The 12,836-nt window shown below is 65.7% G+C and carries 7 protein-coding genes; 2 read left to right on the forward strand and 5 right to left on the reverse strand.

Going from position 1 to position 12,836, the window contains the following annotated elements:
* Positions 1–293 precede the first annotated feature (293 nt).
* Positions 294–2,531 (forward strand): NADP-dependent isocitrate dehydrogenase, encoded by a 2,238-nt coding sequence (locus AC07VS_RS17935; protein ID WP_494658274.1) that lies wholly within the window; start codon positions 294–296, stop codon positions 2,529–2,531.
* A 136-nt stretch (positions 2,532–2,667) separates the two neighbouring features.
* Here AC07VS_RS17935 and AC07VS_RS17940 read toward each other — a convergent pair whose 3' ends face one another.
* From AC07VS_RS17940 to AC07VS_RS17960, 5 genes are all read right to left on the reverse strand, one after another.
* On the reverse strand, positions 2,668–4,452 hold the full coding sequence (locus AC07VS_RS17940; protein ID WP_494751627.1) for a methyl-accepting chemotaxis protein: 1,785 nt from the start codon (positions 4,450–4,452) through the stop codon (positions 2,668–2,670).
* Positions 4,453–4,742: 290 nt separating this feature from the next.
* Positions 4,743–5,528 (reverse strand): response regulator transcription factor, encoded by a 786-nt coding sequence (locus AC07VS_RS17945; protein WP_494658272.1) that lies wholly within the window; start codon positions 5,526–5,528, stop codon positions 4,743–4,745.
* Positions 5,525–6,649, reverse strand: coding sequence for a sensor histidine kinase (locus tag AC07VS_RS17950; RefSeq protein WP_494658271.1), 1,125 nt, complete (start codon positions 6,647–6,649; stop codon positions 5,525–5,527). The genes AC07VS_RS17945 and AC07VS_RS17950 overlap by 4 nt, the downstream gene beginning before the upstream one ends.
* Positions 6,650–6,751: 102 nt before the next feature.
* Positions 6,752–9,652 (reverse strand): HD domain-containing phosphohydrolase, encoded by a 2,901-nt coding sequence (locus AC07VS_RS17955; protein WP_494751628.1) that lies wholly within the window; start codon positions 9,650–9,652, stop codon positions 6,752–6,754.
* A gap of 25 nt (positions 9,653–9,677) precedes the next feature.
* Positions 9,678–10,217, reverse strand: a complete 540-nt coding sequence (locus tag AC07VS_RS17960; protein WP_494751629.1) for a putative pterin-binding protein — start codon at positions 10,215–10,217, stop codon at positions 9,678–9,680.
* A gap of 288 nt (positions 10,218–10,505) precedes the next feature.
* On the opposite strand from AC07VS_RS17960, the gene AC07VS_RS17965 reads away from it, so the two are divergent.
* The gene (locus tag AC07VS_RS17965) at positions 10,506–12,818 is read left to right on the forward strand and encodes a methyl-accepting chemotaxis protein (protein WP_492348955.1); all 2,313 of its coding nucleotides are present in this window, start codon (positions 10,506–10,508) and stop codon (positions 12,816–12,818) included.
* Positions 12,819–12,836 lie beyond the last annotated feature (18 nt).

Consider the following 12,836-nt stretch of genomic DNA (forward strand, 5'->3'; position numbering starts at 1 on the left):
AGACGCGCCTCGCGGGGCCTGACGCCGGGCCTCTGCGGGGGTGTTCTACCGGCCCAGGCCAAGCGTCAGGTGGGGGCGCTCCGGAGGGGTCTGCGGGGTTGAATTGCTGCACTGCACAAGCAAAAAAACGCCCACGAAGGGTATGAAATTTCGCATTGTGAGATTCCGTTGCAAAAAATTGCCCAGAGGTCAGACCCCAGCAAGCAAAATCGGGGAGCATTCTTCAGTGACTGCCGGCCAAGTCTTTGACGGGGCCGGTGGCGTTTGTCCAGCACCACTTCTTGAGATCTGCAATGAGTACCCAGCAACCCACCATCATCTACACCCTGACCGACGAAGCTCCGCTGCTGGCGACCAGTGCCTTCCTGCCGATCATCCGCACCTTCACGGCCCCGGCGGGCGTGGACGTCGTCACCAGCGACATCTCGGTGGCCAGCCGCGTCCTGGGTGAGTTCCCCGAGTTCCTGTCGGAAGAGCAGCGCGTGCCCAACACGCTGGCCGAACTGGGCAAGAAGACCCTGCAGGCAGACGCCAACATCATCAAGTTGCCCAACATCAGCGCCTCGCAGAACCAGCTGGTGACCGCCATCCGCGAACTGCAGTCCAAGGGCTACAAGCTGCCCGACTTCCCGGAAAACCCCCAGACTGACGAAGAAAAGGCCATCCGCCTGCGCTACAACAAGTGCCTGGGCTCGGCCGTGAACCCGGTGCTGCGCGAAGGCAACTCGGACCGCCGCGCCCCCAAGGCCGTCAAAGAATACGCTCGCAAGAACCCGCACAGCATGGCCGAGTGGAGCCAGGCTTCGCGCAGCCACGTGTCGCACATGCACGCCGGCGACTTCTACCACGGCGAAAAGTCCATGACACTGGACCGCGCCCGTGATGTGAAGATGGAGCTGCTGACCAAGAGCGGCAAGACCATCATCCTCAAGCCCAAGGTTTCGCTGCTGGATCGTGAAGTGATCGACAGCATGTTCATGAGCAAGAAGGCGCTGGTCGAGTTCTACGAGAAGGAAATCGAAGACGCTCACAAGACCGGCGTGATGTTCTCGCTGCACGTCAAGGCCACCATGATGAAGGTCTCGCACCCCATCGTGTTCGGCCACTGCGTGAAGATCTTCTACAAGGACGCGTTCGAGAAGCACGCCAAGCTGTTCGAGGAACTGGGCGTGAACGTGAACAACGGCATGGCCAACCTGTACGACAAGATCGCCACCCTGCCGCAATCCAAGCAGGACGAGATCAAGCGCGATCTGCACGCCTGCCACGAGCACCGTCCTGAGCTGGCCATGGTCGACTCGGCCAAGGGCATCACCAACTTCCACTCGCCCAACGACGTGATCGTGGACGCCTCCATGCCCGCGATGATCCGCAACGGCGGCAAGATGTGGGGCGCCGATGGCCGCCTGAAGGACGTCAAGGCCGTGATGCCCGAGTCGACCTTTGCCCGCATCTACCAGGAGATCATCAACTTCTGCAAGTGGCACGGCGCCTTCGATCCCAAGACCATGGGCACGGTGCCCAACGTGGGTCTGATGGCCCAGCAGGCCGAAGAATACGGCTCGCACGACAAGACTTTCGAGATTCCTGAGGACGGCGTGGCCAACATCACCGACCTGGCCACTGGCGAAGTGCTGCTGAGCCAGAACGTGGAAGCCGGCGACATCTGGCGCATGTGCCAGGTCAAGGACGCCGCCATCCGCGACTGGGTCAAGCTGGCCGTCACGCGTGCCCGCAACTCGGGCATGCCCGTGGTGTTCTGGCTGGATTCGTACCGTCCGCATGAGGCGCAGCTGATCACCAAGGTCAAGATGTACCTGCATGAGCACGACACCACCGGCCTGGACATCCAGATCATGAGTCAGGTGCGAGCCATGCGTTACACCCTGGAGCGCGTGATCCGCGGCCTGGACACCATCAGCGCCACCGGCAACATCCTGCGTGACTACCTGACCGACCTGTTCCCCATCATGGAACTGGGCACCTCGGCCAAGATGCTGTCGGTCGTGCCCCTGATGGCCGGCGGCGGCATGTACGAAACCGGTGCCGGCGGCTCGGCTCCGAAGCACGTGCAGCAGTTGGTCGAAGAAAACCACCTGCGCTGGGATTCGCTGGGCGAGTTCCTGGCCCTGGCCGTGAGTCTGGAAGACCTGGGCATCAAGACGGGCAACAACCAGGCCAAGATCCTGGCCAAGACCCTGGACGCTGCCACCGGCAAGCTGCTGGACAACAACAAGAATCCGTCGCCCAAGACCGGCCAGTTGGACAACCGCGGCAGCCAGTTCTACCTGGCCCTGTACTGGGCCCAGGAACTGGCCGCACAGACCGAAGACGCCACCCTGGCGGCCAAGTTCGTGCCGCTGGCCAAGGCCCTGGCCGACAACGAGCAGACCATCGTGGCTGAACTGGCTGCGGTGCAAGGCAAGCCGGTCGACATCGGCGGCTATTACAAGCCAGACTTCGCCAAGCTGGATGCCGTGATGCGCCCCAGCGCCACGCTGAACGCCGCGCTGGGCACCGTCAAGGCCTGACGAGCGCGTCCTTCAACAAAAAACCCACCGGATGCAGCTTGCGCTGCGCCCGGTGGGTTTTTTCATGCGGTGTTCACAGTCGGGGCCACACCCAAGGCCCGGCCCTGCGACGCGGCCCGACCCGGCCGGGCTGCGTTCAAAAGCTCTCCCAGTCATCCTGGCCCTTGCGGGTGGTGGCCAGGGCAGGGGCCGGTGACGAAGTCGGTGTCGATGCCAGGGCCACTCGCTGCGTGGCGGGCCTGCCGGATGCCAAGCGGGCCGCCGCCGGGGGGCGTTGTGTTGGATGATGCGGCGAGTGATGTGGCGAGTGACGCGGCAGCGTTGCCGACGGGCCTGTCACACGGGTGCCTGCCGATCCCAACTTGAAGACGGCCACGGTCTGGACCAGTTGGGCGGCCTGGTTCTCCAGGCTCTGGGCAGCGGCGGCGCTTTCCTCCACCAGGGCGGCATTTTGCTGGGTGGTCTGATCTAGCTGGTTCACGGCCTGGCTGATCTGGCCCATGCCCGAGCTCTGCTCGGCACTGGCCGAACTGATTTCGCCCACGATGTCGCTCACGCGCTGGATGGCCTGCACCACCTCGGTCATGGTGCTGCCGGCTTGCTCGACCAATTGGGCCCCCTGGGCCACCTGGTCGGCGCTGTTGCCGATCAGGGTCTTGATTTCTTTGGCCGCACTGGCGCTGCGCTGGGCCAGGGTGCGCACCTCACCTGCCACCACGGCAAAGCCTCGGCCTTGTTCGCCGGCACGGGCAGCCTCCACCGCTGCATTCAGCGCCAGGATGTTGGTCTGGAAGGCGATGCCATCGATCACGCCGATGATGTCGGAGATCTTGCGCGAGCTGTCGTGGATCCCCTTCATGGTATCCACCACCTGTGACACCACCTGGCCACCGCGGCTCGCCACGCTGGAGGCATTGCTCGCCAACTGGTTGGCCAACTGGGCGTTGTCGGCGTTGTTGCGCACGGTGGCGCCAAACTGGTCCATGGTGGCGGCGGTCTGTTGCAGGGCGCTGGCCTGCTCTTCGGTGCGCTGGCTCAGGTCGGTGTTGCCGGTGGAGATCTCCGTCACCCCGCCAGCAATCGATTCGGAGGCCGAACGAACCTGTTGCACGATGTTCACCAGGCTGGCCTGCATCGCGCCCAGAGAGGCCAGCACGCTGCCTTCGGGCGCCTGGCTCAGCTTGGCCAGTGGGGTGCCCAGATCGCCATTGGCCACGCGTTGCGCCGCTTCACCCAGTTCGGCCGGCTCGGCCCCCAGGGCTTGGGTCAGCCGTCGGGTGATCAGCCAGCCGGCCAGGGCCGCGCCCAGCAGGGCCGCCAGGCCGGTCGTGACCATCAGTGTGCGCTGTCGGGTGTAGTGGGCTTCAGATTCAGCCACCATCGCCTGCGCCCGCTTTTCGGTCAATTGCGCGTATTCCTCGGTCTTGCCCAGCAGGCGTGCCAGCAGTGGGCGGCACTCGGTGTTCATCTTGAGCACGGCCGCTTCGTGCTGCCCTTTCAGGGCCAGGTCGATGATGCCCAGCGCCACCGGGCCGTAGGCTTGCTCGATCTGGTCGATGTCGGCCACCAATTGGCGTGGCTGGGCGGGCACGTCGGCGGCTTTGACCAGATCCTTGAGTTGGGCCAGGTGCTCGCCCACCGCCTTGTGTGCAGCCTGGGCCAAGGCTTTTTCGGCTTCCAGATCGGCCGCTTGGGTCACCAGCACCAGATTGCGCGCCGCAATGGCCCGGCCTGCCACGGCCTTGTGCACCTCTTCGGCGAGCTTGGCCCGTCGGTTGACGCCATTCACATAGGCCTCAAAGTCGGCGTTGGAGGCGCCCAGAGCCTGGATGGCCAGGCCGGCAATCAACAGCACCAGGGCGGTCAAGCCGCCGAATGCCAGGGTCAACTGGCCACGAACCGACCAATGCGCAAGATTCATCAACACCTCTCGAATAGGTTCTCAAATGGCTTTTCATGTGGCCGACAGCGATGGCATCGCGCCGACGATGATGCTCTTGAGGTGTGACAGCAATCAGAAACTGAAAGCCTCTGAGGGCGAGGTCATCCGGTGCAGTTCACGGATGACACTCAATGGGCTTTTCAATGCCCATCATAGGTACCGCCCATCGAGAAAATGATTTTTATGTTTGATTTTTGTTGTGCTTCGTCATTTGTACCAAAAGTGGACAGGTGCTCGGCACCGAGCCGTCGGCGACCGAGCAGGTCGGCTCACACTCGAACCAGCGGCGCCCTGAACTGGTAGCCCTTGCGGCTTTGGCTGTGCAGCGGCACGTGCAGCGGGGTGGCTTGTTCGATGCGTCGGCGCAGGCGGTAGATGGTGGCGTTGAGGCCGTTGTCCGGGCCCTCGGTCAGGGGGCGGCCCAGGCGCTCGTTGAGCGTGTTCTTGCTGACCACGGCGCCCTGAGCCTCGAGCAGGCATTCCATGACGGCCATGTCGGTCCCACTCAGACCGATGCGGGTTCCATCGGGGGCGAGCAATTCGGCCTGCAAGGTGTCCAGTCTCCAGCTCAGGCCCGGGTTCTGAACCGGGTTGGGGCTGCTGCGGCGTTGCACGGCCTTGATGGCCATGGTCACCTGTTCGAAGCGCACCGGCTTGCTCAGGTGCATGTCGGCGCCGGCCTCCATGACCCGCTCGAACACGTCGTTGTCGCGCCGCCCGGTGACCACGATGATGCCGACGGCAGTGCGCTTGCGCAGGATGCGGATCAGCTCCACCCCGTCCACGCCGGGCAGGGTCAGGTCGAGCAGGTAAAAGCCATATTCGTAAGGCGTGCGGTCGGCCAGCAGGTCGTTGCTGTCGCCATAGCGGTGCACGTTGACCCCTTGCTCGCTGAGGTACTGGGCCAAGTATTCAGCGTATTCGAGGTCGTCCTCCACCAGGGCCAGCGAAGTCGGCAGGGGGGGCGCGGGCGTCTGGCCGGATGCGGCCGGCGCGTGGAGTGGTGCGGGGGTTTGGGCGTCCGTGATGACGGTGGTATCGCTGAGCATGTTCATTCGTCTTCCTGAGGGGGCAAGATCATGCGGAGGGTCGAGCCTGCAGCGGAGTGCTGCAGCAGGCAGGCCTGTCCGCCGTGCATTTCTAGGATGCGGTGCACCAGGTAAAGGCCGAGGCCGCGGCCCCCGTGGCTTTGGCGGCCCTGGGCACCGCGTTCAAACAGGTGGGGCAACACCTGCGGGTCAAATCCGGTGCCCTGGTCGACCACGTCGATCAGCAGTGCCAGGGGGGCATCGGAGTCCGCCAGACGCACCACGATGGGCGTGTCGGGTGCGCTGTGGCGCACCGCATTGAGCAGCAGATTGCGCAGTGCCAGTCGCATCAGGCCCAGGTCCATCGAGGCCGTGCGGGTGGCGGTCTGCCGGTCCACCTGGATTCGGCTCTGGTCGGCTTCGCCGAGGTCCTGGATGCACACCTGGACAAAGGTGTCGATGTCCATGTCGATGCGGTTCAACTTGCCGGGGCCCGCCAGCAGCGCTGCCGTCGCCAGGGTGTTGTCGATGCTGCTGCGCACCTGCTGCAGCACCGACTGGGCCCGTTCCAGCCGCTGGTTCAGGCCGCTGGGCGCCATGGTGATCATGGCGGCCTGGGCGCTTTGCAGCGCGGCCGACGCGTTGTTCAGGGGCTGGCGCACTTCGTGGGCCAGCACGTCCAGCATTTCACTGCGCTCGACCAGCAGGGCCGATAGCTCCTGGGCACGCAACTCGATGTCCTTGCGCATGGCTGTCTCACGCGCCAGCGCTTCTTCGAGTTGCTTGAGTTGGGTGATTTCAGTGACCGTCACCACAAAGCCCTGTACCACGCCATCTTCGATGTCGGGCATGTACTTGGCCAGGCTGTTGCGTCGCACGCCGTCCGGCCCAGGCACGACCCGCTCGAAGGTCTGCTCCTGGCCGGCCATGGCGCCCTTGACATGCGGTTCGTTCAGTGCAAACAACTCCGGACCCAGCAGGTCCATCAACGTCATGCCGATCATCTTTTCGGGGTCGGCGCCGAACCAAGTCTTGTAGGCGTCGTTGGCATAGTGACAGCGCAACGCCTGATCCCAATAGGCGATCATGGTGGGAGTCCTCTGCATCAGGAACTCGATCACCCGCAGGGCGTTGGCTGGAACGTTCATTTTGGGCAAGTGTATTTGACGTAAGGCATTTTTCGCCCTACGAACTGCTATTTTCGCACCGCGCATCCGGGTTTAAGCCCGTGGCGGAGTCGGCCAAGCCTGTCAGGACCGTGCGGGCAGCTGGGCTTCGATCGAGGCCAGATCGACCCGATCGATCTGTGCGGCTTGCAGGTAGGTGTGGGCCAGTTGCTGCCACAGCCCGCTGCGCAGGAAATACCGGAACAACTCGGTGTCCAGGTGCTGTTCACGGCACATGCGGGCCATGATGTTCAGGGTTTCGCTCAGAGGCTTGGGCGTCTTGTAAGGGCGGTCGGCCGCTGTCAGGGCCTCGAACACGTCGGCCAGGGCCATCACCCGCTCGGGCAGGCCGAGTTGGTCGGCCTTCAGTCGGCGCGGGTAGCCCTGGCCATCGAGCCGTTCGTGGTGGGTTGCAGCCAGTTCGGGTACCCGGCTCAGGGCCTGGGGCCAGGGCAGGGCCTTGAGCATGGTGTAGGTCTGAACGATGTGCTCGTTGATTCGGAAGCGATCCTCTTCCGTCAGGGTCCCGCGGCGCACGGACAGGTTGTGCAGCTCCCCCATGTTTTGCTTGTACAGGGGCAGCGGCATGTCAAAGCCGTAAACATTGCCCGGGGCGCCTTTTTCCACCGGGGGGCGTCGCTCACCCCAGGGGACGCAGTGTTCGGGCCGATCGGCCAGCAAGGGTTCGGGGGTGGGCAAAGGCGGGGCCTGGGGGCGGGCTTTTTGCAGGCGGTCCAGCTCCTCAACCGACAAACCCAGGCGGTCGTCGAAGTGGCGTTGCCAGGTCTGGGCCCCCAGCGCCTGCAGGCGGGCCACGGCATCGTCGCTCAGGGCTTCGCTGCCCAGATTGCAGGCGGCGACAAAGGCAAAGTCCTCTTGCAGGCGCTGCTGGCGTGCGGCCAGGGTGGCATGGGCCACGTCCGTGTCCTGACCTTGGGCCAGGGCCTGCCAGCAGCTGATCTCGGCGTCGCGCCACAGCAGCTCGAAACGCAGCCGCACTTCATGGATCCGGTTGCCGATCAGCTCCAGCTTGGTGGCCTTGTCGACGATGTGCTCCGGGCTGGTGACCTTGCCGCAGTCGTGCAGCCAGGCCCCCAACTGGAAGGCATAGCACTCTTGTTCGTTCAGGCCGTACCCGGCGTAGGGGCCGCGGGTATCGGCCTGCAACTGGTCCATCATCTGGATGGCGAATTCGGGCACACGTTCACAGTGCCCACCGGTGTAGGGGCTTTTGGCATCGATGGCGTCGGCCATCAGCCGGATCACGGCATCGAGCAGCTTTTTCTGGGCGTCGATCAGCTGACGGGTTTCGATGGAAACGGCCAGCATGCCCGACAGCTGTTGGGCAAAGTGCTGGAAGGCCCGGTCTTCGTGGCCGTCGTCACCTTGGTGCAGCAGCACCAGCAGGCCCTGGCGATCGCCCTGGCGCCCCTGCAGCAGCAACTCGCTGCGTTGCTCGCCGACCGGGCCAGGGGCGGCTGTACCAGGCCCGGCCAGGCGGGGCTCGAAGCCGGCTGTGGCCGGGCCGTGGGTGGCCGCCCGTTGCATGCAGCCCGCGGCCTCGTCCCACAGGTACACCGCGCCGGCATGGCTGCGGGTGGCTTGCACCAGTTGCTGCAGCACCTGGTCAAGCATGTGTTCGACCTCGGGCTCGGTGGCCATCTGGTGGCTGAGTTTGAGAAAGCTCTCGATGGTCTGGCTCATGCCCTGCATCGCCACAGCGAGCTCGTTGACCTCCTTGATGGCCGACCGGCGCGGCGTGACCTGCGTGAAGTGAAAGCGTTCCACAGAGCGGGCCTTGTCGGTCAGGCCTTCAATGCCGCGACCGATTCGCGCCGCCATGGGCCAGCTCAGGGCCAGCATGGCAATCACCAGCAGCACCACCATGAACACGATGCGGCGGCGCTTGGCCGTCAGATCGCCCAGCAGTTCCTCCACCGGCAGGGTCACCAGCAGGCGCATGCCCTGGTCGGACCACATTTCAAACGGCAGCACCACGCCCAGCAGCTCGTGGCCCTGAACCTTCAGCAAGCGGGCCTGGCCCAGGCCCGAGGGCGGGCTGGCTTGGGTGGCCTGTTCAAGCAGTGCGTTCAGCCCCGCCTCGCCCAGCTCCTGCACCCGCCGAAAACGTGGCGCGCCCTGGCTCGACTGGCTGGCGTGGGGGTGGTCCGGGTCGGCCAGCACCTCCTGGCGCGCGTTCACCAGGGCGATCCGCGCATGCGGCGTCACGCGCAGATCGGCCAGCGAGCGGCTCAGCTGGTCCAGCACCACATCGAGGCCGATCACGGCCTGCCCCGAGTGGCTCAGCTGGCTCAGGGTGACCCCCAGCTCTTGGGTGGTGAAGTAGGCATACGGCTCGGACAAGGAGGGCTGACCGGTGGTCTGGGCCTCCTGGTACCAGGGGCGCGTGCGAGGGTCGAAACGGTAGTCGGGCATGGCCCTGCGCTCCAGCAGTTGGCGGGCCGTGTCGAAGAACAGGTATTCGCCCTGCCAGCGCCCCTGCCGGTCGCGGGCGCGTGACTGGGCCATGAAGTTCGATTTGGGCGGTGCGGCAAACAGCTTGCGCTGCGCCGGCTGATCCAGCGGGCGCACCAGCAGAAAGGCGCCATCCTCATAGCCCACGTAGACCGAAGACAGCAGCGGGTTGGCCACCAGTTCCTCCGACAGCACATGGATGCGCTCGAGCCGTGCCTCCAGCGTGCGGGCGGTGGTGATGGGGTCGAAGGTCAGTTGGCGCAGAGTGGACTTGGCCGGCTCCAGCAGGCCCTTGGCCCGCTCGCCCACCAGCTTGCCGGCGTCGGTGGCCATGCGGGCCGCGGTGTCGATGGCGTTGGCTCGGGCACCGGCCCACCCTGTGGCAATCACCACCACGGCCACCAGCAGCATGGAGAACACCACCACAGTGGCAATCGAGACCCGCAGCGACAAGCCCCGACCCGGTTCGGTCTGCCCCGACGGGCCGTGCTCGCTGGCGCTGGATGTCATGCCGTGTCCCTGTGCGTGGTGTGGGTCAATCGACGCGTATCGACACCAGTTGCCAGATCGAGCGGTCGCGGAACTGCTCCAGCAACGCGCCTTGCGCCACATCGAAGGGGTAGACCACGAACAGGGGGCCCTTGGTGCGCGCCGGAATGGCCTGGCCATTCATCTTCAGGGCCAGCACCACGTCCCAGTGCGCCAGATCCTCCGTCGGGATCTCCACCTTGTAGTCGTTCACGGCCACCAGGGTCAGGCGGGTGCCGCGGGCGTCGGCGGCTTGCAGCACCTCGCGCAGCAGCGGGCCTTCGAACGAGACCGGGCGCGGGTCCCAAGGCGTCTTGACGCTGAAGCGGCGCTGCGCCAGCGCCGTCAGCATGGCCAAGTCGAACACGGCCTGCGCGCCTTGATTGGGCTGGCCCACCCGGCCCGACAGGGTCAGCACCACCGGCCCGGCAGGCTCTGGCAGTTGGCCGGCGGCGGCACCGCGGCCCAGCAGGGCCGGCACCAGGGGCAAGGCGAGTCGAAGCAAGGTGCTGCGTCGGCCCTGGGGCCGCATGGACTTGGCTGCCATTTCAATCCCATTGGTCACAAATTGTTATTTCTGGACATTATGGCGGTCTGTTTGCCGATGCGTGCGGTGACCGGTCCCGGTGTCTGCCGCACGCGTCACTGGCCTTGCCGTGACCCGGCGCGGCCTGGTGGCGTGAGCCCGGCGCCGTGACCGAGGCTGGGTTTCCGGTTGTTCTTGACGGATGTCAGGAAAGCGGAGGGAGTCTTGTGACAAAGTGTCAGCAAAAGCAGGGATTCACCTGCAGCCTGTGACCCACCTTCACCCCACCCTCGTCCCATCCGATCCAGCATGAGCTTTGTCAATTCCCCCCTGTGGCGGCCCGGTGCCGCTTTGATGCGCGGCCTGCGTTTCCCGGCCAAGATGACCCTCATTTCGGCCGCCTTCCTGCTGCCGGTGGCCTGGCTGCTGCTGGCCTATGGCAGCGCCAAGAACGCCGAACTTGAATTCGTGGCCACCGAGCGGGAGGGCGTGCATTACAGCCAGGCGCTGGCCCCCGTGGTGGATGCCGCCAGCGTGTGGCGCTACCGGGCCCGCAGCGCGGCAGCGGGGCAGGCCGGAGGCGAACTGGCCCAGGCCCAGGCGCAGTACCAGCAGGCCTTGCAGAAGCTGCAGGCGCTGGATGCTGAGTTGGGTGAGCGACTGGGCAGCACGGCAGCGCTGCGCCAGGTGCTGGAGGCCAGTCAGGCGGCCAGCCAGGCCAACAGCACCCCCGAGGCTGTGTTTACCGCCATGAACAAATTGGCCGCCGCCCTCAGCCAATTGCAGGACCGTGTCACCGACGGCTCGGGGCTGGCGCTGGACTCCGACCTGGCCTCGTTCCACCTCGTGGGCGCCACGCTGATGCAGCCGCCGGGCCTGCTGCGTGACACGGCCGAGCTGCGTGGCCTGGGCCGGGCGGCCCTGGCTGGCGGCCAGCTCAAGCCCGACGTGGCCGCAAGGTTGTATGCCTTGCTGGGTGTGCTGGCCCACGAGCGCCAGTTGCTGACCGACAACCTTGACAAGGTGCGCGCCGCGGCCCCCGCCGCCGGCAGCCGCCTGAAGACCGATGCCGCGGCCCTGCTGCTGCGTCTGGAGGGCGCCGCGCACAGCAGCTTCCCACCCGGGCAGGTTGATGTGAAGGGCGATGCCGAGGCCTTTCGCGTGCTGGCCACCGAGGCCTTGCAGGCCCAGTCGGACCAGGTGAAGCAGAACCTGGCGGTGCTTGACGACATGCTGGCCGAGCGCCAGGAGGCGCTGCGCCTGCACGTGGGCCTGACGGCAGCACTGACGGGGCTGAGCCTGTTGGTGGCGCTTTACTTTTTCATGGGCTTTTACCGCTCGATGACCGGGGGCTTCAAGCTGCTGCGCAAGTTCCTGCTGAGCATTTCGATGGGCGATTTGCGCACCCGCGTCGACACCAAGGGGCATGACGAGGTGTCCGACCTCATGCGTGAACTGGGCAACATGCAGACCTCGCTCACCGACACCGTGCGCCAGGTGCAGGAGGCCAGCGACCAGGTGGTGCAGGCCAGCACCGAGATTGCCCAGGGCACGGCCGACCTGTCGGCCCGCACCGAGCAGGCGGCTGCCGCGCTGGAGCAGTCGTCGGCCGCCCTCGAACAGACCACCTCGACCATCCAGATGACGGCCGAATCTGTGCGCCGGGCCTCCGAGATCGCCCAGGAGAACGCCAGCACGGCCGAGCATGGTGGGCGGGTCATGGGCTCGGTGGTGCAGACCATGGAACGCATCCAGGCCTCGTCGCAAAAGATCAGCGACATCATTGGTGTGATTGATGGCATTGCCTTCCAGACCAACATCCTGGCGCTGAATGCGGCCGTGGAAGCGGCCCGTGCCGGCGAGCAGGGCCGCGGCTTTGCCGTGGTGGCGGGCGAGGTGCGCAGTCTGGCTCAGCGCAGTGCCGTGGCCGCCAAAGAGATCAAGACCCTGATCGCGGGCAGCACCGAAGAGGTCAGCTCGGGCTCGGCCGTGGTGCGCCAGGCCGGCCAGACCATGCAGGAGATCGTGGCGAGTGCCGAGAACGTGAAGTCGCTGCTCGACGAGGTGGCCAATGGCGCGCGTGAACAAAGCCTGGGCGTGAGCCAGATCGGCGCCGCCGTGCAGGAGCTGGACCGCAACACCCAGGCCAACGCCGCGCTGGTCGAGGAAACCGCCGCTGCCGCTGGTTCACAACGCCGGGTGGCCGTGACCATGGCTGCCACGGTGGATGAGTTCCGGCTGCCGGGGCATCGCGCCGCAGCGTTGGTCGAAGGCGTGGATGTGGACGCCATCATCGACGCCCACCGCCAATGGAAGGTCAAGCTGCGCCAGGCCATTGAAGACCGCAGCCAGGTCGATACCGCCACGCTGTCGCGCGATGACTGTTGCGCGCTGGGCAAGTGGATTTATGGCGATGGCCAGCGCCTGGCCGAGCGCCCCACCTTCAGCACCCTGGTGGGGCGGCATGCCCACTTCCACCGCGTGGCGGGTCAGGTGGGCGACCTGATCAACCAGCGTCGCATGCGCGAGGCCGAAGACGCCCTGGCCCCAGGAACCGCCTTCGCCCAGGCCACCAGCGAAGTGGTCAGCACCCTCTCATCGGCCAAACGCCTGGGTTTCTGAGCGGGCAGGCTCTCAGCG

Source organism: Curvibacter sp. GW821-FHT01G03, assembly GCF_059422285.1.